This is a genomic window from Calditrichota bacterium (genome assembly GCA_020637445.1).
In the GTDB taxonomy this organism is placed as follows: Bacteria; Electryoneota; RPQS01; order RPQS01; family RPQS01; genus JABWCQ01.
On record JACJVZ010000002.1, the window covers coordinates 524149 to 549122 of the forward strand.

Annotated in this window: 17 protein-coding genes; 14 read left to right on the forward strand and 3 right to left on the reverse strand. The window is 54.5% G+C overall.

All coding sequences use genetic code 11. From position 1 onward, the window contains the following. The first annotated feature begins 3 nt into the window (after positions 1 to 3). The 12 genes from H6507_10070 to H6507_10125 all read left to right on the forward strand — a co-directional run bounded on the left by H6507_10070 (position 4) and on the right by H6507_10125 (position 15541). Positions 4 to 1626 carry a CPBP family intramembrane metalloprotease gene (locus tag H6507_10070; GenBank protein ID MCB9369442.1) on the forward strand — a complete coding sequence of 541 codons (1623 nt, stop codon included), beginning with the start codon at positions 4 to 6 and terminating at the stop codon, positions 1624 to 1626. A gap of 81 nt (positions 1627 to 1707) precedes the next feature. Beyond that, positions 1708 to 2457, forward strand: coding sequence for an electron transfer flavoprotein subunit beta/FixA family protein (locus tag H6507_10075; GenBank protein MCB9369443.1), 750 nt, complete (start codon positions 1708 to 1710; stop codon positions 2455 to 2457). 39 nt (positions 2458 to 2496) lie between these two features. After that, complete coding sequence (locus H6507_10080; protein ID MCB9369444.1) at positions 2497 to 4680, forward strand: T9SS type A sorting domain-containing protein; 2184 nt, start codon at positions 2497 to 2499, stop codon at positions 4678 to 4680. Between the two features lie 12 nt (positions 4681 to 4692). Continuing rightward, entirely contained in the window at positions 4693 to 5283 is a 591-nt protein-coding gene (locus tag H6507_10085; protein MCB9369445.1) for a carbonic anhydrase, read from the forward strand. Positions 5284 to 5338: 55 nt separating this feature from the next. Beyond that, positions 5339 to 6049, forward strand: a complete 711-nt coding sequence (locus H6507_10090; protein ID MCB9369446.1) for a right-handed parallel beta-helix repeat-containing protein — start codon at positions 5339 to 5341, stop codon at positions 6047 to 6049. 8 nt (positions 6050 to 6057) lie between these two features. Next, positions 6058 to 8409 (forward strand): serine/threonine-protein phosphatase, encoded by a 2352-nt coding sequence (locus H6507_10095; protein MCB9369447.1) that lies wholly within the window; start codon positions 6058 to 6060, stop codon positions 8407 to 8409. Between the two features lie 28 nt (positions 8410 to 8437). Then, positions 8438 to 9421, forward strand: coding sequence for a GDP-mannose 4,6-dehydratase (gmd, locus tag H6507_10100; GenBank protein ID MCB9369448.1), 984 nt, complete (start codon positions 8438 to 8440; stop codon positions 9419 to 9421). 324 nt (positions 9422 to 9745) lie between these two features. Continuing rightward, on the forward strand, positions 9746 to 10711 hold the full coding sequence (locus H6507_10105) for an electron transfer flavoprotein subunit alpha/FixB family protein (protein ID MCB9369449.1): 966 nt from the start codon (positions 9746 to 9748) through the stop codon (positions 10709 to 10711). Between the two features lie 72 nt (positions 10712 to 10783). Next, the gene (locus H6507_10110) at positions 10784 to 11518 is read left to right on the forward strand and encodes a hypothetical protein (GenBank protein MCB9369450.1); all 735 of its coding nucleotides are present in this window, start codon (positions 10784 to 10786) and stop codon (positions 11516 to 11518) included. After that, positions 11515 to 12657, forward strand: a complete 1143-nt coding sequence (locus H6507_10115) for a glycosyltransferase (protein MCB9369451.1) — start codon at positions 11515 to 11517, stop codon at positions 12655 to 12657. The genes H6507_10110 and H6507_10115 overlap by 4 nt, the downstream gene beginning before the upstream one ends. Positions 12658 to 12671: 14 nt before the next feature. Continuing rightward, positions 12672 to 13496: a class I SAM-dependent methyltransferase gene (locus tag H6507_10120; GenBank protein MCB9369452.1), complete on the forward strand. Its 825-nt coding sequence runs from the start codon at positions 12672 to 12674 to the stop codon at positions 13494 to 13496. Positions 13497 to 13804: 308 nt separating this feature from the next. Next, positions 13805 to 15541 carry a T9SS type A sorting domain-containing protein gene (locus H6507_10125; GenBank protein MCB9369453.1) on the forward strand — a complete coding sequence of 579 codons (1737 nt, stop codon included), beginning with the start codon at positions 13805 to 13807 and terminating at the stop codon, positions 15539 to 15541. Between the two features lie 112 nt (positions 15542 to 15653). On the opposite strand, the gene H6507_10130 is transcribed toward H6507_10125, so the two are convergent. Beyond that, a complete protein-coding gene (locus tag H6507_10130) occupies positions 15654 to 17711 on the reverse strand; it encodes a tetratricopeptide repeat protein (GenBank protein MCB9369454.1) in 2058 nt (685 codons plus the stop codon). Between the two features lie 213 nt (positions 17712 to 17924). Between H6507_10130 and H6507_10135 the strand changes: the two genes are divergently transcribed. Beyond that, positions 17925 to 18572, forward strand: a complete 648-nt coding sequence (locus tag H6507_10135) for a metal-dependent transcriptional regulator (GenBank protein ID MCB9369455.1) — start codon at positions 17925 to 17927, stop codon at positions 18570 to 18572. Beyond that, entirely contained in the window at positions 18569 to 20467 is a 1899-nt protein-coding gene (locus H6507_10140) for an Nramp family divalent metal transporter (GenBank protein ID MCB9369456.1), read from the forward strand. Before H6507_10135 ends, H6507_10140 begins: the two co-directional genes overlap by 4 nt. Positions 20468 to 20538: 71 nt before the next feature. Here H6507_10140 and H6507_10145 read toward each other — a convergent pair whose 3' ends face one another. After that, complete coding sequence (locus H6507_10145) at positions 20539 to 22236, reverse strand: T9SS type A sorting domain-containing protein (GenBank protein MCB9369457.1); 1698 nt, start codon at positions 22234 to 22236, stop codon at positions 20539 to 20541. 160 nt (positions 22237 to 22396) lie between these two features. After that, the gene (locus tag H6507_10150; protein MCB9369458.1) at positions 22397 to 24448 is read right to left on the reverse strand and encodes a T9SS type A sorting domain-containing protein; all 2052 of its coding nucleotides are present in this window, start codon (positions 24446 to 24448) and stop codon (positions 22397 to 22399) included. Between the last annotated feature and the right edge of the window lie 526 nt (positions 24449 to 24974).

The window sequence follows — 24974 nt, forward strand, 5'->3', positions numbered from 1 at the left end:
ACCGTGTCTGTTCCTTCCGAGACTCCGCAGTTTACCCGACGCGAAATCAAAAAGCGCGCGCGCCAGTGGTTTCCCGTGCTCATTCGCTCGATGTCGATGCGGACCTTGCTGTACGTGCTTGTGCTGCTTGCGGTGGGAATGACTTGCAAGCCGTGGAAATGGGAGTGGCTCAGGCCAGATGAAGCGTCTTCGATAGCCGAACAGTTTCTCTACAATCAAGGGGTGAAGCTCGACGAATACACGTTGATTCAGGCGGCGGAATACAAATACAACGGCGTCTGGAACGCGGACCGGAATCCACATGGTTTCGGGTTTGATCCGGCGGTTGGCTATGTCAACCGCTATTTTCATGTCGAAGAACGCGACAATAGCTGGAACATCCATGTTTCTCCCGCGGGCAGAATTTACAATCTGCGCCACAACGTAGACGATCTCGAACCGGGTTTCAAACTTTCCAAGGAAGAAGCTCTGAGCACGGTCCACGAACAACTCGGCGCGCGGTTGGGAATTGCCGTTGATCACTTGGTTGTGCGGAGTGATTCGCTGGCACAAATGCCGCAACGCAATGACTACTACTATACGTTTTTCGATTCTTCGGGCGGACCTTATTCGAAACTGTACGATGTTCGTTTGACGGGGAATACGCTCACGTCATTTGCCGTGCGCAGTTCTCCGGATGCGGTTCCGCTGTCGACGCGTCCTCCGGGCGCACGACTTCGACTGCTCGCGTTTGCATTGATGGTGTTCGGTGTTTTTCAAATCATCCTGCACCACAGGCATCCGATTTCGTGGCGGCGCGGCATGTGGTGGGGCTCGGTGGCGATGATCATTGTCCTGATCGCGCGCGCGTTGACGATTTCGCAGGCGACGCTTTTGGTGCCGGGTGGGAGCGAAGCGGAAGATTTTGTTTTTCGCGTCGCGCTTGCTGCCGCCGTGGAAGCGATACAAAGCGGCATTGTCGTGACTCTAATCGTCGCGTCGGGTGAATCCATTGCGCGCGACATCATGCCGAATATCACGACGCTGACTCGCATCGCTCCGTCGCACCGAGGCTGGACGGGAGCGTGGATTCAATCGGCGAGATGGGCGCTGCCGGCCGCGGCGCTGTTTTTGTTGCTTGAAGCGTGGCTGGGATATTGGGACGAGCCGGGCGGACTGGCGGGGGAGAGTCTGAGATTGGTTGCGGATATCGTCGGGTCGCCGCTGCCGGCGCTGGCCGCTCCTGTGTTTGTGGCAAAGTCTATCTTGTGGGAAGAATTGGTCTTCCGGCTGTGGCTTTTTCCGCTGCTGGTTTTCTGGGTGCGCGGTGCATTCACCGCGATGCTCTTGATGGCGGGAATCGCGGCCTATTTTGTCGGCTTTGATACCTCGCAATGGCTGACTGCCGGAGCGGCACATTGGTTTGCTTGGTCGATCATGGCCGCATGGCTGTTTATGCGGGTGGGGATTTTGGGAGCCTTGATGTTCCATGCGCTCGTGCTCGGTGGTTTCCTGGCCTTGGCACTCGTGTGGATCGGGTTTGCCATGCCCGCCGGAGTCTTCCTAATCACCTTGATCGTGGGTTCGCTTGCGGCCGTGGCTATTCAGGCCGAGGTCGTTGTTTCCCGAAGTGCTGAAAATACTTGAAATTCTGAGCAAAATTAGCTAAGTTGATGAATTGTCTAAGACCGTGAAAACCTCTCATTTTACTGAACTTACAGACCGATCGTGAATATCCTTTTGCTTCTTAAAGCCGTGGCCGACAGTGAGGCCAGCATCAAGCCGTCAATGGACGGAAAATCCGTTCACCTCGATGGTGTGACCTTCGTTCTAAATCCCTTTGATGAATTCGCCGTTGAAGAAGCCTTGAAACTTCGCGAAGCCGCTGGCTCCGGCGAAGTTGTGGGCGTCAGCATGGGCGGAGACAATGTGCCGAAGGTGCTGCGCACCGCACTCGCGATGGGTGTGGACCGTGCAATTCACGTCAAGGGTGACGCCGGATTTGATGCGCTCGCCACCGCGCGTGCATTGGCCAATGCCATCAAGGGCCAAACTTACGATTTGATTTTGTGCGGCAAGTCCGCGATTGACCAAGACAACCATGCGGTGGGAATGATGGTGGCGGAGCTGCTTGATCTCCCGTCGGTGAGTGTCGTGGTGAAACTCGATGTCAAAGACGGCAAAGTTACCGCCGAACGCGAAGTCGAAGGCGGGTTGGTGGTCGTCGAATTGCCAACGCCGTGTGTGGTGGCCGCACAAAAAGGCTTGAACGAGCCTCGCTATGCGTCGCTCAAGGGGATCATGGCCGCAAAGAAAAAGCCGATCGACGAAGTGTCCGCGGATTTCGGCGACGTGCAGGTTGAAGCGATGGAAGTTTTGCCGAAGCCGGAACGTCAGCCGGGACAGATTCTCGGCACAGGCGTCGAGGCTATTCCCACCTTGATACAGAAGCTCCGCGAAGAAGCGAAGGTGCTGTAATCTCCTCTTTGGCCGGATTCCACGAACTCTCGAGGAACAATGCGCTGGCTTATCCCGTTCGTTTGCGGTCTCGTGGTGACCGCTTTGCAGGTTTCGTACGCGGAATGGCAATGGCTGAATCCGCGCACGACCAGCAACACGCTCTATGATGTTACTTTTGTCAGCGAACATGAAGCCATAGCCGTCGGTCAGCACGGAACGGTTTTACGTTCCATGGATGACGGTGAAACGTGGCAGATTGTGCAGACTCAGAAGGCCGAGGATTTTGTACACGTCTCGTTTGCGAATGCGGACACCGGTTGGGTTGTCGCGAAGACGCGGGACTCGACTTACGTTAGTCAGACGGCCAATGGTGGAGCGAGTTGGCAATACCTGAACACTCTTGGACGTCAAGAAGTCGTGGACTTTCAGTTTGTCTCCAGTGATACGGGCTTTGTCGCGGTCAGCAGTTATGACGCAAGTGAAGTACGAAAATCCGTGGACGGTGGAGTGGAATGGAGCGAGTCTGTTGCTTTTTCGCAAGCCATTACGCGACTTCAATTCTTGAACTCGCAATTAGGTTGGGCGTTACTGCGTGACAGCACGTTGATGCGGACCGAAGACGGCGGCGCGTCGTGGGATTCGCTGGCTTTGCCACACGGACGCCAAACCAAGAATTTGTTCTTTTTAGACAGCGACAACGGCTGGTATCTGAACCGCTTTGACAGCGGACACAGCGGAGTTTATCGCACGCGCGACGGTGGAAATACGTGGAGTGTATTGGATACGGCGATTGCAGACGTGTGGACTCGCAAGATCGTTTTTGCGGATTCTCTGCGTGGTTGGATAACAACGGAAAATTCCAGCGATGCCGGACTCTGGCTGACTGTTGACGGCGGCGAGAGCTTTACTGAGACTACGTGGAGCGCTGCGTTTCCCGTCCAAGCTGTTACATCCGCGCCGTCGGGAGAGTTTGTGGGCGTCGGCAGTATTGGGTTGCTATTGAAGAGCGGCGCCGACGAGATTGAACCCGTTCGTTTGGATAGAACGATCACCGACCATCTGGGAAGCGTCGTCTTTGTTTCGCCGCAAGTCGGTTGGGTTTCGGGTGCCAACGGGCTGATCATGAAGACCGAAGACGGCGGTCTCAACTGGACGGTTCAGCCGACGGGTACGACGGAGTCCTTTCGAGATCTTTTCATGTTCGATGAGCTGCAGGGCTGGGCCTGCGGGCAGAACGGAGTTATTGTCGGCACACACGACGGGGGAGAGCATTGGGATGTTCAAACGAGCGGTGTGAGTGTGCCGCTGGGCGGACTCTCGTTTGTCTCAAGTATGGTCGGCTGGTGTTCCGGTTGGGATGGGACGATTCTGCATACTGAAGACGGCGGTGAAACTTGGACTCCGCAACAAAGCGGAACGACGTGGCCGTTGGGAGACATTGCCTTCATCAATGAGTCCTATGGTTGGGCTGTGGGGGGACAATACACGAATCCTGATCGCGGAGTGATTGTGCGCACGACGAACGGAGGGGAGACGTGGGAGATTCAGGAGGGAGGAGACGGCAATACCTACTTCCAGTCGATGTATAGAATCCAGTTTGAAAATGAAACCGACGGTTGGATTATAGGCGGAAGCTGGCAAATTGATCCTCCCAATCCGCATGCCTTGTGTTATGCTACGCACGACGGTGGGGAAACGTGGAACTCCGGAGGACTTGGCGGATCTACGACGGATCAACCCACGACCGCGATAGGAATTGACTCCGTGGGAAACCGCTGGGTCGCAGGTGCGGGACCGAAGTTCTGGAAGAGCTCTCCCGAAACGGGTTGGTTTGTCGATAACGATTTGACGTGGTTGACCGGAACCTACATGACGGGAATGAGTTTTGTGGGGACGAAGGGTTGGATGGTTGGACCGTACGGCGGGATTTTATACAACGATCAAACGGTTTCGGCGATTGAGCCGCGCAACGCTCCGGTTGCGACCGAGTTCTCACTGTCGGCTTACCCCAATCCTTTCAATTCGACGGTGAGTTTACGATTCGATCTTACGCGCGGAGCGGTTGTGTCGCTGCGAATTTATGACGTCACGGGCCGTTTGGTGGAAACGCTGGCTGACGAATGGATAAGCGCGGGGACGCACACGCTGCACTGGAATGCTCAGACGGCATCCGGAGTTTATTTTGCGCGAGTCGTTTCCGGCGAACAGGTCTCCACACGAAACTTACTCCTACTCAAGTAGTTCAATTCTGATTTGATCCTATCTCCTGCTGATGCACTGACCGCTTTGCGTGACGGGAATGCCCGGTACGTGGACGGGACTCCGCAGCCGTGGAAGGCTACGGCTGAGTTGCGGGCGGAGCTTGCTCGCGGGCAGGCGCCGTTTGCTTGTGTGATTACGTGTTCCGATTCGCGCGTGGCCCCGGAAATTTTGTTCGATCAATCGCAGGGCGATCTGTTCGTCATTCGCGTGGCCGGAACGATTTTGACGCCGGAAGTCGTAGGCTCCGTCGAATTCGCCGTCGAAGCGCTCAATACTAAACTTGTCGTTGTGATGGCGCACTCGAGCTGCGGCGCGATTGAAGCCGCGGTTTCTGATCTTCCGTTGCGCGGCGCGATCTCCGCCGTTATCGCGCGGCTGGGGACCATCGTTATTGAAAAACGCAAGCAGGGATTTTCGGGCGATACACTCGCCAGCGAAGTATCCCGGCAAAACACGCGCAACCTCGCCGCACAGCTTCCGCAGCAATCCCCCGCCATTTTGGAAGCACTGGAAAGCGGCTCCGTCGCAATCTCGCGCGCCTATTTCGACGTGGCTTCGGGCGTCGTGCAGTGGGACTTTTGAAACGTCTCCTCATTCTGTCTTTTCTTCATATCACCTAACCCTTGGGAATCAGCTTATGTCCGACGCCCGTACTGTTCACGTGGTCGCACCAAACCGCGCCGGAGCACACCCGTCTCTCGAGTCCGCACTCGCGGCAGCCAAAGACGGTGATCTCATCCAAGTTCAACCGGGAAAGTACTCCGGTTCCTTGAGAATCACCAAAGACGTCGAGATCGTCGGTATCGGTTCCCATGAAGACGTGGAGCTGACGACGGACAGGGATTCGTTGATCCACTCGACCGCGAGGAATTTGATCCTGACGAACTTGACACTAAAGGGTAAGGTGAGAACGCAGCCCGTGATTCATATCGCGTCCGGAAACTTGGATATCAAGTACTCTTCGGTCGAGGGCGGCAAGTACAGCATCGCGTCCGACATCGGCACGAGAATTTCCGTGACGAGCTGCTATGTAGCGGATTCCGAACGGGGAGCGGTTTGCGCGAAGAACGCACTCGACGTGCGCATGGACAACTCATTGATCGAACGCAGCGGCGGCAGCGGATTGATCGCCGAAGGGTGCCAAGAGGTACGCGTCACGCACTGCACCATCAACGACACGACGCCGCACGCCATCGAATGTTCCGGTCAAGGGCTTTTCGAAGTCGTCGACACTGAGTTTACGTCCATATCCCACGCCCAGATTCTGGATAACTTCAAACCCGTGAAGTTTGACAACGACGAGCGTGCGTGGTACACGCGCAAGCAGGACAGCGAGGCGGGAGCCTGAGCACGTCCATGCTGCGCAAATTTACATTCTTACTGCTTGGCGCAATCTTCTTCGCAGTTTCGGCGTTTGCGCAGACGCCGCTGCCGGATATTCGCCGTCAGCTTCTGATTCCCGGTGATTCGGTTTCGATTGAATTGTCCTTGCTCAAGGGAGACAAGCTGCACTGGTCGCTGCTGCTCGAACCGGGACAAATGGACGACGGTGAGACACGCGTGAGCATTCACTCGAATCTCGACGGCGAAATATGGTCCAAAGTTTATGCTTCCGAAAAGCAGGACCTGCAGGAAGACCTTAAGATTGAGAAGGAAGCGCTTTATCGGATTAACGTGAAGAAAAGCGGCAATCTTTCCCGTCCCATCGTGCTTGCGGCATGGCCACAGTATGGCAAAAGCGGCCGCACACCGTTTCCCGTGCAATCGATCGAGAAAGACGCGGTGACGATGACCGCGGGCGACCGCTTCAGCGTTGATTATGAATTTGCAATGCCGGATACGACGAGTTTCGCGACGATTCTCGATTTGGAATTGCCAAGTGATTTGGTTCGCTTCTGGGCCATGACGCCCGCCGGAGATTCGATTCCCGGCAACGTCACGGTAAAGCGGTGGCTGGGAGAAGCGGGAACGATTTCATTTCGCGACAAAGCCAAACGCGGCGGAAGTTTTACGCTGAGACTTGAATGTGACGTACCGGAAGGCGGCGAAATCATTTTCAACCGCGCGCCGGGACGTACACCTCCGAGCTGGCTGCCGAAAGAAGCACGCGTATCGCAGCAGATTGAACACTCGCCGTGGCTTTGCATTCCCGTGCCGCCGTTTTCGGCTTGGCGCAGCACAGAAATGGGCAAGGAAGTTCTGCCGCCCAAGGCGAAGTATGCCGCGCAGGGATTACGCGTATCCGGTGTGGACTCGGCCACGGTGGCCGCACTCACAAAAGTCTATGAGCAGCGGGACTCACTCTATTTGTGGCGGCGTCATCGCTTGGCTACGATTACAGATTATGATTCGACGTTTTTGGAGCTGACTCACGCTTTTGATCCGCCGAAGTTGCACGTCACGTTGTCGACACCGTTGTCCGGCGAAGCGGAAGCCAAGGCCGCGACGAAAGCCGTGAGCTGGTACGTTGAATCCGCGACGGGCAAAGACGTTGAAGGAACGCTCTACGCCTGGCAATATGACGAAGCGGTGCTTTCGTATCCGCAAGCTCCAACCGATCACTTCTGGTCGCGCGAGATTTTGCCGCTGTCAAAGAGTTTGAGAACGTTCTCTCCGACCGGACGCGACTACCCCAATACGATTTCACTGCCGCCTGCCGCGACTCTGCGACCGGTGGAAGGCCTTTATAACAGCCGCGTCGTTCGCGATGACAGCAGACGGAATTTGGGATTGTACTTTTTCAATCCTTCGCAGGAAACCGTCTATCTTGCATATCGTGTCGCGCTGCCGATTGAGCGGACTGCCATTAGTTCTTTCAAGAAATGGCCGAAAGCCGCGCGCTGGGCGATTGGAATTGCGTTGGTGAGTGCGCTGCTGGGCGGATTTGCGATTTGGGAGCTCCGCCAACGAGACAAGCGTCGCCGGAAGCAAGCCGAAGAGTATGCAAGCGAATTGGAAAACGCGCGGCAGGTGCAGCAGAAACTGTTGCCCAAAGGACCGATGGAAGTGCGCGGAATGCAGGTGTTGGGCCTGCACCAGAGTATGCAATCGGTCGGCGGCGACTACTACGACTTTTTCCCGCTTGAAGACGGACGCGTGCTGATTTGCGTGGCCGACGTCGCGGGTCACGGTCTGCCGGCGGCGCTTCTGATGTCGAATCTGCAAGCGACGCTGCATGCCATCGCGAACCAACGCCGGCCTATCAACGAAATGGTCGCGCTGCTGAACAACGAAATGGTGCGCCGCACGTCGCCGGACCGTTTTGTGACTTTGATGCTTGCTGAGATTTCTTCTGACCGCTCGATGCTGACCGTTTGCAACGCGGGACATAATCCCGGCTATCTTGTCCGCAAGCATGGCGCGATTGTCGAGCTCGACGCAGGCGGAATTATGCTCGGCGTGATGGAGATGTTCCCGTTCATTCACATGGAATATTCGCTCGAACCGGGAGATTTGTTGGCCTTTTACACCGACGGTATTCCCGAAGCTGAAATTGGATTCGAAGATATGTTTGGCTACGACCGTTTACAATATTTTCTTTCCGAACACCGCGACCGCCCGTTGCCGGACATCGCGCAGGCGCTCTTCACACGCGTGACGCAAGACAACACCGCGCTCGGCGACGACATGGCCGTCGTGCTCGTGCGCATTCCGCTCGGCGGCAGCGGCAAGAGCGAGGCCGCGGAAAAGAACAAGGCAAAAGCCTAAGCAACAATTTGAACGACACACCACATACATGCGTGCATTAATTACCGGAATTACCGGACAAGACGGAAGCTATTTGGCCGAACTGCTGCTCTCGAAAGGATATGAAGTGTTCGGCATGGTGCGGAGAAGTTCGTCGGACTACTTGGGACGAATCGAACATCTGCGCACGAAAGTGAATATTCTCCAAGGTGATTTGCTCGACACGCATTCGCTCGAGAAAGTTATTAAAGATTCGAAGCCGACGGAAGTTTACAATCTGGCGGCGCAGAGTTTTGTGCCGACGTCGTGGGAACAGCCGATTCTGACCAGCGAGTTTACGGCACTCGGTGTGACACGGCTGCTCGAAGTGATTCGCCAGATTGATCCGAAGATTCGGTTCTATCAAGCGTCGTCATCGGAGATGTTCGGCAAGGTGCGCGAAACGCCTCAGAAAGAATCGACGCCGTTTCATCCGCGCAGTCCCTACGGCGTCGCAAAAGTTTACGGCCATTACATCACGATCAACGCGCGCGAAAGTTACGGACTGTTTGCCGTTTCGGGAATTTTGTTCAACCACGAATCTCCACGGCGCGGAAAAGAATTTGTGACGCGCAAGATCACGCGCGCGGCGGCGGCGATCAAGCTGGGATTGACCGACGTGCTTGAACTGGGAAATCTTGATGCGCGGCGCGACTGGGGATTTGCCGGAGATTACGTCGAGATGATGTGGCGGATGCTGCAACACGACGAACCGGAAGATTTTGTGATCGCCACGGGACACACGCACACCGTGCGCGAGTTTTGCGAGCTCGCTTTTGGCGGACTTGATCTGGACTACCAAAAATTTGTGCGCATCAATCCGAAGTTCGTGCGGCCTGCCGAAGTGGATTTGCTGGTGGGCGACGCTTCAAAAGCCAAAAAACTTCTGGGCTGGGAGCCGCAAGTAGACTTTGCCGGATTGGTGAAGATGATGGTTGCCGCCGATCTGGAAGATCTGAAGAACGGCGCAACCGACTATCCCAAACCAGCGTAGATGTTGGACTCGGTGTCGCTGGCGCGGTTGCGCTTTTGATTTTCGGCTTGCTTAAAAGATCCCCCTTAGAGCCTATCCCGAAATAACAAAGATACTCGCCGAGCGGGGATTTAGCGTAGCGGTTCCCCGCCGGAATCTGAAAAATCTCGCTCTGCGGGGCAGGTGAAGACACCTGCCGCCGCGACTCTTTAGCGTTTCGTTTATTTCAAGATAGGCTCTTAGTCCCCCCGCGCAGCGCGAGGGGAGATCAGATTCACGCGGCGGCATCCGCTGCGGATTCCTCTTTCGATTTCATATTTCCATTTCATATTTCCTATTTTCTCTATGATTCTCGTTTTTTGCGATTCCAAGAACAATAAGTTAAAAGCCTCTGCGCGTGAAGCGGTTAGTGGCGCGCATAAATTGGCACAAGCACTCGGCGCAGAGGTTGTGGCCGTGACGTTTGGTGAATGCTCGGATGCAGCGTCGCTTGGCGCATTCGGCGCGAAGAAGGTTATTCAACTCACCAATTCTGAACTTGCACAATACTCGGCCGAAGGTTACTCGCAGGCTGCTGCCGAAGTATGCAAGGCGAATTCACCCAAGGCCGTGGTGCTCTCCGCATCAGCGCAGGGCAAAGATTTTGCTCCACGTTTGGCTGCGCGGTTGAATGCACCTTTGTTGACCGACTGCACTGATCTGAAAGTAGACAACAATGCCGTCTGTGCGCTCCGTCCGATCTATGCGGGGAAGGTAATGCTGTGGGCGAAGATCACGGGGCCGTTTGGTGTGCTGACTTTGCGTCCGAAAGCATTCTTGCCCGCAGAAGTCGGCGGTACCGCGGATGTCAGTTCGCAAACTGTTTCGCTCGACGCGTCGAAGATTCGCGCGAAGGTGGTTGAAGAGAAGATTCAAGAAGGCGGCATGTTGGACGTGACGGAAGCCGATGTTGTGGTTAGCGGTGGTCGCGGCATGAAGGGACCGGAAAATTGGAATCTGATCGAAGACTTGGCCGTTGCGCTGGGCGGCTCGATGGGTGCGTCACGCGCAGTCGTGGATGCCGGATGGCGTCCACATCACGAGCAGGTTGGTCAGACGGGCAAGGTGGTCGCACCAAGTCTATACGTCGCGGTCGGCATCAGCGGCGCAATTCAGCACGTCGCGGGTATGAGCACCAGCCGCACCATCGTCGCCATCAACAAAGACGCCGATGCGCCGATTTTCAAACTCGCCACATACGGTATTGTCGGTGACGCGCTCGAAGTTCTTCCGCCCTTGACCGAAGCGGTGAAGAAGGCGAAAGCGGAATAAGATTCCACCCGATTGAAAAAGTCGTCGGTATTGTCTTAGAATTTGCAATCCATTACTGGCAAATAGGAACCCTTGACACTCCGGTTCACATTCATCATTCTCATGTTGGGGATCATCCTCTGCTCGACGGCTTTCGCGCAGTCGCTCGATTCGCTTCGAATCGCGGCGCAGACGGCCGTGGATGAAGGACGGTTCGATGAAGCGGAGTTGACGGCGCTGCGTGGTCTGCGCACGGCTGAAGCGATTGACGATTTGGCGGAGATTCCGTTCCGTGTGGTGCTGGCGACGATTTATGTCGCGCGCGATCAGACGGGTTTTGCTTTGGCCGAGTTCCGGAGAATCGTTGCGATCAATCCCGCGTTTGAAATGGACCCGGTGTTGACGTCGCCGAAGGTTCTTGGGGTGTTCGGTCAGGCGAAACGCGAATATGTCGAACATGTTATGTCGCAGCCGGAATCGTACCGATTACCTGAAGCCGACGCAAAACTTTCCGCCTCTTGGCGAAGTGCATTGCTGCCCGGATGGGGGCAATACTATAAACAGCAGCGGGTGAAAGCGACGGTGTTCGGAGTTGTGCAGGCCGCGACGCTGGCGGCGTTTGTCGCCTATGCGTTAGAAACAAACAAACGCAAGAACGAATATCTCGACATTCACGAATACGGGACTCCGCTGATTGACGAGCGTTACAACGACTACCGCGCCGCGTACCGCACGCGGAACATACTGGGCTATCTGACGCTCGGAGTTTATTTGGCGAACTATTATGACGCGCTTTACGCGCCCGTGAGGAAAAACACCAACCGGTGAAGATCGTTATCGTCGGTCCCGCGTTTCCGTATCGGGGCGGAATCGCGGAAACCACTAACTCACTCTCCAGTGCGCTGACCGCGCGCGGACACGACGTGGTGATTGCCGGTTTCAGGAAGCAGTTTCCCAAAATATTGTTTCCCGGCAAGACTCAGTTTGTCGAAAACAAATCCGCCCGCGACCTCCCTCCTGAAAATATGCTTGTGCCGTGGAACCCGCTTTCGTATTGGCGGACGGCGCAGTTCATCAAGTCGCAAAATCCCGATCTGATTTGTTTCAAATGGTGGATGCCGTTTTTCGGCAAGGCGTACTATTGGGTGGCGAAGTTTCTGAATGCGAAGAGCCGCGCGAAGGTCGCGTTTATCTGCCACAACGTGATTCCGCATGAGAAACGCTTCGGCGACACGATCTTGTCGAAGATGGCACTGGGACGCGCTAAGTACTTCCTGACCTTCAGCCGCAACGAAGCGCAAGAGTTGCGAGAGTTGTATCCGAATTGTCCGCAGGAGAATATCCGGTTTACACCGCTCCCGCTGTTCGACCGATACGACGAGTTCAAAGATGGACAGCAAGCCGCGCGCGCGAAACTCGGACTTGACGCGAAGAAACTGCTTCTGTTCATGGGGCTGATACGCCAGTACAAAGGGCTCGATATTCTCCTGCGCGCGATGAAAGAGATTGTCGCGCAGGACCCTGAGGTGAAGCTGGTTGTCGCGGGCGAATTTTACGAAGAACAGAGCAAGTATGACACGTTGATTGACGAACTGGGGTTGCGCGATCATGTAATCGTGCGGCCCGGCTATGTGCCTGCGGATGAAATCGGAACTTATCTCGCCGCCGCGGATGTCAATGTGCTGCCATACAGGAGCGCGACGCAATCGGCGATTCTCGTACTGGCTTACGCGCACGGCTGTCCGGTGATTACCACAAACGTGGGCGGACTTTCAGAAGTCGTGGAGGAGGGGAAGACAGGTTACGTCGTCGCGCCGGAAGAACCCGCTGCGATTGCGGATGGGGTGAAAAAGTTTTTTGAGAGCGGCGGACGTGCGATGTTCGAACCGAACGTGCGCGCGATGTCCGAGAAATTCTCGTGGGACAGGCCGTGCGAGATACTGGAAGAATTTGCAAAATCGAAATAAGAAACTGACTACATTTGGCTGATCACGCAATTGATTACGATCCTGTAAAGGCATCGCTGGGACGGGTTGTCGCGAGACAACCGCTGCTGCGACGTCTTTTTTATACGATGCTGGGCGCGCTGTTCCTGCGCAACTGGTACATCCGTCGCGAACTCAAACGCGTTCGCAACCGCAAGCAGAAATGGGACATCTTCGACGCCGGGTCCGGTTTCGGACAGTTTTCGTACAAAATGGCCAAGACATTTCCCAACGCGAATGTCTACTCCATCGACGTGAAACCGGAGCAGATTGAAGACTGCAATTGGTTCTCAAAAGCCGTGGGTCAAACCAATGTCAAATTCGAGCTGGGTGATCTCACGGTTTATCGTAAGCCTGACAGCTACGATTTGATTTTGAACACGGACGTGCTCGAACACATTCTTGAAGATGAAAAAGTATGGGCGAATTTCTTCGCGTCGCTCAAGAAAGACGGCTATCTGGTCGTAACCACGCCATCTTCGAGCGAAGGCGAGCGCGAATATGCCGAAGGCGATATTTCCGTAATTGGAGAACATGTCCGCGAAGGCTATAGCAAGCAAGAGTTCATCGACAAAGCGACTCGCGCCGGATTCGAAATTGAGCGGCTTGATTATACGTACGGTCCGTTTTGGGGTCCGTTAGCTTGGAAAATTCTCCAGCGAATTCCGATGCAAATGTTGTCGGTAACCAAACTGTTTTTCATTGTCGTGGTGCCGTGGATCGCGATTCTGTATCCGCTTGCCGCGTTCGCTATGTGGATGGACATGAACACAAATAACCCGAAAGGCGGCGGCTGGATATTTGTTGGCCGTAAACCCTGACCGGTTAGTATCAACGCATTTTGAACGAGGTGGTCCAAACGGACCACCTCGTTTTGTTTTGTTGCTCCGCTGCAACACGGAAACCCAATCAACGCAAATTGCCCGTGTGGTTGATTTCCCACAACCTCCTCGAACCAACGGTGGAAATCGTTCCACATCGTCAAAATGGGTCGGTATCCTAACTTTTCATTCTTGCAGGATTTCGCTGTGTCCGTCACGTTCTTTCATTATGGCGCACGGCTTGCCAAAAGGGAAACCGACTGATGGAAACACATGTAAGCACGACAAGGTGCGGAGGAGAAATAGATATGAAGAACGCAATGATGATCCTGACCCTGTGTATCACGCTGGTGGGGACGACGAGCGCGTTGGCCTTTTCTGACGTGACGCCGCAGGCATTTCAGGGTAACAGTTATAGTGTAGTCGCGTGGGGCGACGTGGACGGCAACGGCACACCTGATCTCTTTTTGGGGTGCGCGGACAACGGACACAGCCGACTGTTCCTGAATATGGGTTCAAGCTGGACGAATGTTACGGACACATACGGAGTGTCGAACATCAACCATGTTACGAGCGCGCGGTTTGCCGACTATGATCAGGACGGTATGCTGGACTTGTTGTGCCTTACGGACGACGGTTCGGGTATCGAGCTGTACCGTCAAACGGCCAATCACCGCTACCAGCCGGTGGAACTCAACTTCGAAGAAGAATCGAGCGCAGGAATTCACGCTGCAATGTGGTGTGACGCGAACGACGACGGAGTATTTGACCTAATGCTGAGCAACCGCTCAAGGAGCAACAGCGAGAGCGTTTTGCTTGTGCCGACTTCCGACGAATTCATCGAAGAGCGCGGCGCCGACGGCCCGTTTGCGGAATCCGGCGTAAAGGCCTTGAGCTGCATCGATTTTGATCAAGACGGCGATCTTGACTACTTTATCAGCAAAGACGAAGGTACCACGACTCTGTGGACGAACCAAGACGGCAGATTTGCGGATTTGGGAAGCCATCTTGGTTTCGAAGTCAAAATGGGACAAGACGGCGTGACGTGGGGTGATTTTAACCGCGACGGCAAGCTGGATTTCTACGCCTGCGGTTCTCCCAACAACAGCTGCTTGTACTATCAGCGCGGCGCAACGGGAGAATTGCCGTTCTCGTTTCAGGATATGACCGACTATTTTGATTTCCGTCCGTTGACGCCGAGTGCCACAAGCGCAAGCGCAGTTGACATCAATGGTGACGGATGGACAGACCTGTTCCTTGCCAGCAGGCTTGGCAATATCGTTCTGATGAACGACCACGGCCGCGCTTGGATTCAGTCCGAACGTATCACGCATCTGCAACAAACGAATCGCGGAACTCGTTCCGTGGCGTGGGCGGATTTTGACGGCGACGGTGATTTGGACGTGGCCATGGCGCAAGGACGTAACGGCGTTAGGTTGTTCCGCAATGACCGTGCTATGAACCACGAGTTTATCAGCTTGGATCTCTGTGGAAGCGGCGAGTCGATGACTCCGGCGTTGAACTGTCTTGTGCAAGTGGTTTTCCCCTATGGCAAGCAGTGGGCGGCGACGTCCATGTACACGGCCTCCAACGGCGGCGACGACATGACGCAAATTCTTTACAATCCGTCCTACTATCACAGTGAAGAGTGGACGGTGCACATTCTGTGGTCGAACGGTTTGGTCACTACGCTCGATGAAATGGACATTCCTCTAAACGGCGTGATGACCGTGCATATGCCGGAAACTCCCTCGGCGGACAACAACATGGTTGTGACTCCGATGGAATTGCCGGAAGTCGCAAACTATCCGAATCCGTTCAACCCGACGACGAACATCTCGTTCAACTTGAGCGAGTCTGCATACATTTCCTTATCGATCTACAACCTACTCGGTCAAGAGGTCGCAAATCTGGCCAGCGGTCAATACGAAGCCGGGCAGCACTCCCTGGTTTTCGATGCGAGCGCCTTGCCTTCCGGTTTGTACATGGCGCGCTTGGAAGCGCCCAGCGGATCGGTCGTGCACCGGATGCTTCTGACCAAGTAGACCGGGCCCTGAGCAAGCCCGTGGCGTAAAGAGCATCTCCCTCTCTGTTGCGCCCAAGACTAAGCCCCGCCGATTGGCGGGGCTTTTCTTTTGCGGTCTATTTTCTTAGTGCCTATTCGTACAGATGCTGCAGCAAACTGTCGAGTTTTTCCGCCTGCGCTCTGATAGAGTCGTTAGGGATGTGAATCTTGTCGAGTTCACGAGATTGACGGACGGCTTCTTCCAAGTCGCCGACTTCGAGCGCAAGAAAACCTTTCTCGATCCGAGCGGGAGCATAGGCGGGATAGAGATCTATCGCCGCTTGATAAAGCGAATCGGCCTGCTTCGCGAAATCCATTTGCAGGACATATTCCGCCGCCCAAAACAGCCAATCCGGCGACGTCGGATCAAGATCGTGCGCATTCAGCATAGACCAGTATGCCGCGCCATAGCGGTTGTCTGCCGCTTGCAGTTTCGCGCGCTCGACCCATAGATCGCGCACGGCCAAACTTTCCGGATGCGGGATCGCGCGATCAAGCTCGGCGAGGGCTGCGGAATCACCTTCCGTGGCGCGAATGCTGTCGATGACGCTCTTCAAAGTTTCGAGCGGCGCGCCCGAAAGCGAATCCGGCGGACTGACTCCGAGACGTTCGTACTCTTCACGAGCTTGATCGAAGTTTCTCGTTCTCCACAGCGCATCCGCCAACCCGAGCCGCGCGGGCCGGTAGTCGGGATCAATGGCCAGCGCACGCGCGAACATCCCCATTGCCTCGGAGAACATGTCGTACCTCATGGCAGTGGTCCCGACATTGGCAAAATCGGAACGCGGATACACTTGATCGTAGGCAGTTTTCGATGGTGCGTTGGCTGGGAGCAAGAGTACGACATACACCACAAGCGCGACGGCTACGCGAGTCGTTTGTTTGTTTCTGAAGCCTTCGATGATCGCGTGAATGGCATAGCCTGCCAGAGGTAAGAAAACCAGAACCAACGGAAAGCGGTATTCCGACGACGAGAAGAAGATCAGTATCGTCGCGACGTAGCTCAGTGAATAAAAAAGATAAAGCAGCAACTTCTTGCGTCGGTCCCAAAACATGACGAGTCCGGCCACGGCTAACGGAAGCAGCACACCCCAGCGGATGGGCAAATGATCCACGACCGGATTGATCATCTGCGTGGCGCGAAATGAGAAGTTGTTGGCCACTTCTTCATTGCGCAACGTCCACCAGAGTTTTTTCAGTTCAACACCGAGCCAGCCGAATTTGTCGGCAAAGACGTCACGCAGCGCGTACTCTTTCCAAACGTTAGCGGCCTCAGGCAGAGTCAGATTTCTGCCCACGCGTTTCGAGGCTTCGAGTCGATAGCCCTCGGCTTCGGCGGGTGCGTCAAAAGTTTGGATGAAGTCAAGTTCGTCGTAGACTCCGGACGCACCTTCGCGGTTGCCGATAAAAAAATTAACGCCGCCGGAGGCCGTGACAAAGACAGGGCTTCCGCCTTCCCGCGAGTTGCGCAGCGACGTCGGAAGGTGAACGAGGATCAAGGCCAATACAAAGGCCACCAAATAGGACGGCTTGAGCTTTGATTGCCACACGCGCCAAGCAAGAAACACGGTGAGCATCGCTGCGAAGGGAAGGATGCTCGGCCGGGCGAGAGCCGAAAGCGCGCATAGCCCTCCCGCGATGGCCCACGCCCACCAGTTGCGCGGTTCGTCTTCGGTGGCTCCCCCGTACTCAATCAAGAAGAAGAACATCGCGCTGTTCAAAAAGAGAATCCACGATGCGGACAAAATCATGCCGTCAAAATAGAGCCACGGCGCATACAGAATTCCGAGAATGCCCGCGAAGAGTGACGCGCGCTCGCCAAAGAGTTTGCGTGTGACGAGCAGCAGCAACAAAAACGTCGCGCACGATAGAAGCATCTGCGCGACGAGAATAACCTGAGGCGAAACATCTCCGGTCAACGAAAACAGCCAGCCGATAAACTGAGGATAGCCCGGTCCCAGCCAAAACGGTCCGGACGGGTGCTGTCCCGTCGTGGAGAGCTCGTAGCCCCATCTGAAATATGTGTCACTGTCGAGTACTGGCACTCGCGTGACAATTGAGTCCGCTATACTTCGGTAGGAAAAATGGCGGACGGCGGCAAACACTCCGGTCAGCAGCGCAAGGAGTTTGGTGAAGTGCTTCTGCAGCATGTCGTTTGTCCCTCCATGAACAATACGCTGGAAAAGCTACGGGAAAATCTGGTGGAAAGCAATTGGAGGGTTGTACTTATGTACTTTCTCGTCGGTTCAAGCCTTGGCAAACTTGACCATGATAATATTTAAAATTGGTGTTGGGAGACTTGCTTTTCGGACTGTTGAGTTGTATATTTCGATGCATCGAAATAAGGAAAGCGAAGTGTCGAAATGCTTACATCTGCGGCAGAAGATTGTTTATTATATGCTTATAGACTCTTCGAGAGAGGCGAAGAGCTGTCCGTCTCGGCTTTGGCAAGAGGTCTCCGAGTTGGTGACTCGACGGTTACGGCCATGATCCAGAAACTGGCAAAGCAGAAGTTGATGATCCACGTTCCCCGGCGAGAAGTCAGCCTAAGCGAAAGCGGGGAAAAGCTGGCGCGGAAACTGATCCGGAGGCATCGGCTGATTGAGACCTATCTTCATAATAAGCTGGGCTACTCGTGGGATGAAGTGCATGATGAAGCCGAGCGGATCGAACATGCCGTTTCAGACCGGTTCGTGGAAGCAATTGACCGTGAACTCGATTTTCCCAAATTCGATCCGCACGGCGACCCAATCCCCGACAGCGAGGGAGTCAGCGCCACCCGCAGATTGCGGAAACTCTCCGACATGGGAGTTGGCGATCACGGCAAAGTCGCGCGCATCATGGACGGAAAGCCGGATGCCTTGATCTACCTTTCGAAACTTGGCATCGAACTCGGCACCGACCTTGAAGTCATCTTCGCGCCGGATCAAGACGAAATTGTGCACGTCTCCGTCGAAGGCGTGCAGAGAACCTTAGGCGCAACGGTCGCCTCAAACATTCTGGTAGAATGACATTTCGCAACCTCATTCACAGACAGGCACGCGGTGAACAAGTTTCGCTGTCGGAAGTTCATCATTCCGTCGCCGTGCCCCAGAAGACCAGCATGATACGCCGGTTGTTCGCGTTCGCGGGCCCGGCCTATCTGGTCAGTGTCGGATATATGGACCCGGGAAATTGGGCCACGGACCTCGAAGGCGGATCGAGATTCGGTTACGCGTTGATTTGGGTGCTCTTGATGAGTAACCTAATGGCCGTTTTGCTGCAAGCCTTGAGTGCCCGTTTGGGAATCGTGTCGGGTCGTGATTTGGCGCGTGCATGCAGAGAAGCCTACTCCAAACCCGTCGGCAGAGTGCTTTGGGTCGTATGCGAATTCGCGATTATCGCATGTGACCTTGCCGAAGTGATCGGCTCCGCAATCGGGCTTGAACTGCTCTTCGGAATCCCGCTTTTGTGGGGTGTCGTCATCACGGCAGTCGACGTTTTTCTCTTGCTCTATTTCCAGCACCTCGGCATTCGCAAAGTCGAAGCGTTCATTCTCACGTTGGTCGCCACGATCGGACTCTGCTTTTTGTTTGAGATGATTTTGGCTAAACCGGATATCGGCGGCATCATGTCGGGATTCGTGCCGAGTATGTCCAATGAAAGTCTGTATGTCGCGATCGGAATTCTCGGTGCGACCGTAATGCCGCACAACTTGTATTTGCATTCGGCGCTTGTGCAAACTCGGGCCGTGGGAAACAACCGTTCGAGCATCCGGCAGGCGTGCAAATATAACCTTATCGATTCGGCGGTCGCGCTGAATGCCGCGTTCTTTGTCAATGCCGCAATTCTCGTTTTGGCGGCGGCGGTGTTTTTCAAGAACGGTGTTGAAGTCAACGAAATTCAACAGGCGCACCAACTGCTCGAACCGCTGCTCGGAGCTAAGGTCGCGAGCACGGCGTTCGCAATCGCACTCTTGGCCAGCGGTCAAAGTTCGACTCTTACCGGGACTCTGGCCGGTCAAGTTGTCATGGAAGGGTTTGTCAATCTCAAGATTCGTCCGTGGCTCAGGAGAATGATCACGCGAATGCTGGCGATTGTACCCGCCGCGCTGACGATTTGGGTCATGGGCGACGCGGGGAGCTACAAACTGCTTATCTTGTCACAGGTAGTTCTTTCGATGCAGCTTCCGTTTGCAGTCGTTCCACTGATTCAGTTTACCAGTGACCGCAAAGTCATGGGAGATTTTGCCAACAAAACATGGGTGAAGATTCTCGCGTGGATCACGGCCGCGATCATTATTCTGCTCAATGTCAAACTCGTGGTCGACACATTGGGTGAGTGGATTGGTTCCGCGGCCTACGTTCACTGGTATCACATGCTGGTCGTTGCCGTCGCGCTCGGGCTGGGAGTGCTGCTTGTCTATTTGATTGTGCAGCCCATCTTCCGCCGCAAACGCGAGATCGAATTGCATTTGCCCGAATTTAAGGTTCCCGACGTGAACGGAGTTAAATACGAACGCATCGCCGTCGCGCTGGAAGCCTCCGAAAGTGATCGGATATTGGTCGAGAAGGCGATGAGCATGGCCGTCGACCACTCTGCCGACTTGCTTTTGCTGCACGTCGCCGACGGTATGGCGCCGCGGGTTTGGAGCCATGAAGCTGAAGACCACGAAGTCTTGGCCGACGAAGCCTATCTCGACAGACTTGCCATCGACATCAACGCGCGCGGTATCAGAACGAAACCCGTGCTCGGATTCGGAAGCCCGCCGGAAGAAATTGTGCGATTGGTAAACGAAGAGAAAGCAGATATGCTGATCATCGGTACCCACGGACACCGCATGATCAAAGATATCTTCTTGGGTGCGACGGCAACTCGAGTCCGGCACCAAGTGTCGATACCCGTGTTTATGGTGCGCGTCGAATAGCCGGTTGCAAAGACAGAAAAAGAAAAACGCCGCGAGTGTTCGCGGCGTTTTTGCATTCTAACTCAGTCAGACTACTTGAGCAGAATCATTTTCTTGGTGATGCTGCCTTCAGGCGCATCCAAACGATAGAAGTAAACACCGGACGGTCGGTTGATGCCCGCATTGAAGTTGGCTTGATACGGTCCCGGAGATAATTCGTTGTCGATCAACAGCGCGACTTCGCGGCCATTGATGTCGAACACTCGCAATTTTGTGGGGCCGCCTTTCGTGATCGAAAAATCAATTTGCGTTTCCGGATTAAACGGATTCGGATAGTTCTGACTCATGCTGAAGGTCACCGGAATCAACACCGGTTCTCCGGTATCGAGGAAATCGATAACCACGGGGAACGGGGCATAGGAGCACGCATAGAAATGCGGATCTGAATATTCAGCGAACGGCCACCGCACCGATCCCGGAGTAATTCCCACCGTTGACCAATGCACGGTGTCCGGAATTTCGGTTTCGCCGCGGTTGTTGGCGCGCGGTACAATCGGCCCGATGCAGCCCATCGTGTCCGTGTCAATATGGATGATGCACGTCGCTTCGTCATCTGGATCGGATAAAAGCCAACTCAGCACGACGCTGCCGTCCGTGGAATGCAGCGTATCCGCTCCGGGAGCGATCCATTGGAACGTCGGATGCGCGTTGGGAGTTTCGACCGTGAAGGTCGTGTTCAGCGTGTTGTTGTTTTCGTTGGATTCGTTGACGGCAAACTGCGGATCAACTTGGAAATTGAATTCATGCGGACCGGCCGTGGTCATTTCAATCGGCGCAGTCAGCCACGTGTAAATGGTATCTTGCGGAGTGTTGGTCATGACTGAATCATAAACCAATTCTCCGTCCATGTACAGGCGGGCAATGAACTCCGGATAAACGGCAATTGCACCGGGACACGTCGCCCACGACACGCGCGCTCGAATCGAATCTCCGGTTTCGATGCGCGTTGGGACCGTGTTTCCGTCGGCTCCGCGAATCTCCAATCCGCCCGCAATCATGTCCACCGTTCCTTCGTCGACCGAAATGATTACGTCGTCGAGGAATCCGCCCTTGTCGGCGATTTGATCATTGTCCGACCGGAACCACCAGTACACATAAACGGCGGGACGACCAATGGCCGAAACACTGTCGCGAGTTGCGACGTTGCGGTACAGATCCGCCAGGTCCATCGTGAACGTATGCCAACCTTGAGTCGGGTTATTCAAGACCGTGTCCACCCAAATGTGAGTGGTTGCCAAAGCCGACACAGAGTCCGCGCCCCAGCAAATCGTGTCGCCAAGATCCATATTGTTTAAGAAGTACATGCTGAATTGCACGCGCCCATACTGCACGTTGGTCAGATTCAGCGGACCATAAGTCGTATAGATGCTGCGACCGGCCGGATAATTGTCAAAATCCGGGTCGAAGGTTCCCGGTCCGCCAATCACCCACAAGGCCTGATCGTCGTCGTTGCCGCAAAGAGTTTGAATACGGACGCTATAAATACGGTTTTGAATTCCCCAAGTGGGTTGATTCACAGGCGGATTGACTCGCCAGCAGCGGCCCGTTCCTGTGGGAAGGCACCACGGCCAAGCCATTCTCGTCGAGTCAAAGCACTCGATGCGCAAGTGGTTCCAGCAGGCTTCCGCCGTCGTGCTTTTCGTCGCCCTGCCGAACGGCAGCGACAAAAGCGCCGTCACCGCAAGAACGGCGATAATCTCGAGTCTGAATAAAGATGTTAGTAGTTTCATGGGTCCTTTCCCCTCCAAAGAAAAGGCAGAACGCCGCCAGCCGTCACTACGGCTGGCGGCGTTCCTAAAGTTGAGGTTGCGTGATCAAAGAAGTGGTGCTAACAAGCTCAGACTTTCCGCGGGCAACACATCCACCGCGGAAATTCCTCGCGGGAAGGACTTACTTCATCAACACAATCTTGCGCGTGCTGTTGAAGTTTTGCTGCGCGCCCTGAGCATCCAAACGGTAGAAGTAAACGCCGCTGGACAAATTGCTCGCGTCCCAACTGACAGTATGCGTACCCGCTTCAAACGAGCCTTCAGCCAAAGTCGCGACTTCGCGGCCCAGCAGATCGTATACGGACAGCTTGACATTCGAACGTACCGGCAAGGCGAACGGAATCGTCGTCTCGGGGTTGAACGGATTCGGATAATTTTGCATCAGGCTGAATTCCGTGGGCATCACTGCCGGAGCTTCGGGAGTCGCGGTGATTCCATAGAGCCAGTTCAAGCAAGATTCCAAGAACGACGCGCGGGTCGCAGTCGAAGATACCGCTTCCAAACCGAAAGCAAGATAAATGGCCTTGTAGGTTCCGCTGTTCACGGACAATCCGGCGCCCTGTGTGCTGTCGTTATAAAGCTGATCATAATTCATGATCATCGTCGCTTCACTGCTGCGCAGCTCGATCGAAGACTGGCGGTTTTGGTTGTTGGCGCCTTCGCCTCCGACGATGGAGACCGCCGCGCCGTCAGCCCACGTGCCGCTGATACCGGAAACCGAGGTTCCGATCGGGAAAGGACGAATGTAACGCGCGTGCAGATAGTCCGTGAAGAGCTGGTCGTTGCGCATGTCAAAGCCGATACCTTGTCCGGTCAGCAGCAGTTTGCCGCCCGCATCCAAGTAGTCTTGAATGTTGATTTGGTCAATCGGCGTCAGCGTTTCTTGGAACAGGTCGCCCGTGAACCACACGAGAATATCTACGCCGTCAAACAGCGAATAGTCGACGTCGTCGAGGCTCGTATCCCACCAGCCCCATACGATGTTCATCTGCGTATCTATCGCGTCGAACGCTTGCTCGTAGTAGGTCTCGTAGGTATTACCGCCGTCGGCGTCAATCACCAAAACATCCAAACCGGCCATCAAACGCCAGTTGTAGCCCACTTCAATAAGCTCGTTGCCCGTGGATTGGACATTCAGACCAAAGCGGGCGTGTCCGGGATTGCCGTTCGGATTCGCGCGGATAATCAAGAACGTCGATTCGCCCGAAGCCAACGAAACGGAAATTTGATCCGGATTCGAGGTGCCGCCGCTTTCTTCGACGCTGTGCGCCCAGCCGGTCGGCCAGTCGCCAGTCAGCGATACGGTGTAAATGTCGTCCTGCAAACCCTCGTTTGACAACTGGATAATATAACCTTGCTCGCCGCCGGCAGGGCTGACCATCAACTGTGCCGGATTGTCATTCGTGGTCGAAAACGCATAGTCCTGAGAAACATGGCTCCATGCACCCTGCAAGATTTCTCTTGTGCTGTTGTTTTGAACGAAAACAACGACGGAAAGATTCGCGACATCCCACGAAGCATCGCGACCTAAGGTGATGCTAAAATCGTAGGGGCTTCCGGGAGAAGGAGTTATCGGCGTACCAGCGCTGAAATTTGGAGCAGCATCACAAAAGATGTCAGGAAAGTACGTTTCTCCATTTGAGCCGGGGGGAGAGGTGTAAGAGACCTCGTCTCGAATCAGAACAGCATACAAATTGGAATTGGACATCGACTCCTCTGCGGTGACCGTTCCACTAACTTGAACCGTAGTTGGAGTTAGCGTCAAGGCAACCAAGTCGTCAATGGTGCAAGGAGACGGCGTCGCGTAGCGCGTTCGGATTGTGTTTCGGAGCGTTGTTGTGCTCTGGCCGAAGTTAGTAACTCCATCCGCGAAGCCCTGAGGCACAGAGTTCACGCTATAATAGTTGCGCCTCTGGTTGCACTCCGTCACATTGTAGTGGTGAAACGCATCATTGTCAGGTACAGGCCACGAAACGTGCGTCTTAATCGATATCACCGTGTCACGACCCATGGCATTTAATACACTACGCTCTTGTGGATTCCACGATGCGCAAGGCGGGCAATTCCATTGCGTGAAGGCGTCAATAATAACGCACTGGCGTTGAGCTGCTATTCCCAGAGCAGGAACAATCAGAATCGTCGCAATCAGAACAATCTTCTTTGTGAATGACATAAGGCATCCATCCGTATATTTTAAACCACTTAGTATTATGCTCTCATTGGCAACAAGTGCACGAAGTGAAGAACAAGCCGAACCGCACTTCGGAATTCGCGCACGATGTACAATTGACCTCTTGATCGACATTGTTGCAGACATTCAGGCATACTCGGATCTTGTAGTACCTGTCGTTGTCACATGTCAACCAAATCGCCCCGCTTCCATAGTCTTGGCAGTTGTCTAGATCTCCTGCCGACAGTACCACTGTACCTGTTTCATCTAGAATCGTAATACACGCAGAACAAGCGTTGGTGAAATTTTCTATCTTATACTGCCATAAGTACTGTGCATTGCAAGGTACTTTGAGGTAGTACTCGGAGCACCCATCACAATCACTGTAGGTGCAAGTCGCGTCGGTGTATAGCTTGCAAAAACCTTGGGGGCATTGACCGCATTGCCCATACGCACAGGAAAGGAAAGCACCAAGCAAAACAACCGAAAAGAAAACAACAAGGCGTTTCATCGTAACCTCCTGAAATGT

Coding starts and splice junctions, on each gene's coding strand:
- H6507_10080 (MCB9369444.1), top strand. CDS start 2,497: ATGCGCTGGCTTATCCCGTTCGTTTGCGGTCTCGTGGTGACCGCTTTG.
- H6507_10090 (MCB9369446.1), top strand. CDS start 5,339: ATGTCCGACGCCCGTACTGTTCACGTGGTCGCACCAAACCGCGCCGGA.
- H6507_10095 (MCB9369447.1), top strand. CDS start 6,058: ATGCTGCGCAAATTTACATTCTTACTGCTTGGCGCAATCTTCTTCGCA.
- gmd (MCB9369448.1), top strand. CDS start 8,438: ATGCGTGCATTAATTACCGGAATTACCGGACAAGACGGAAGCTATTTG.
- H6507_10105 (MCB9369449.1), top strand. CDS start 9,746: ATGATTCTCGTTTTTTGCGATTCCAAGAACAATAAGTTAAAAGCCTCT.
- H6507_10125 (MCB9369453.1), top strand. CDS start 13,805: ATGAAGAACGCAATGATGATCCTGACCCTGTGTATCACGCTGGTGGGG.
- H6507_10130 (MCB9369454.1), bottom strand. CDS start 17,711: ATGCTGCAGAAGCACTTCACCAAACTCCTTGCGCTGCTGACCGGAGTG.
- H6507_10135 (MCB9369455.1), top strand. CDS start 17,925: ATGCTTACATCTGCGGCAGAAGATTGTTTATTATATGCTTATAGACTC.
- H6507_10140 (MCB9369456.1), top strand. CDS start 18,569: ATGACATTTCGCAACCTCATTCACAGACAGGCACGCGGTGAACAAGTT.
- H6507_10145 (MCB9369457.1), bottom strand. CDS start 22,236: ATGAAACTACTAACATCTTTATTCAGACTCGAGATTATCGCCGTTCTT.
- H6507_10150 (MCB9369458.1), bottom strand. CDS start 24,448: ATGTCATTCACAAAGAAGATTGTTCTGATTGCGACGATTCTGATTGTT.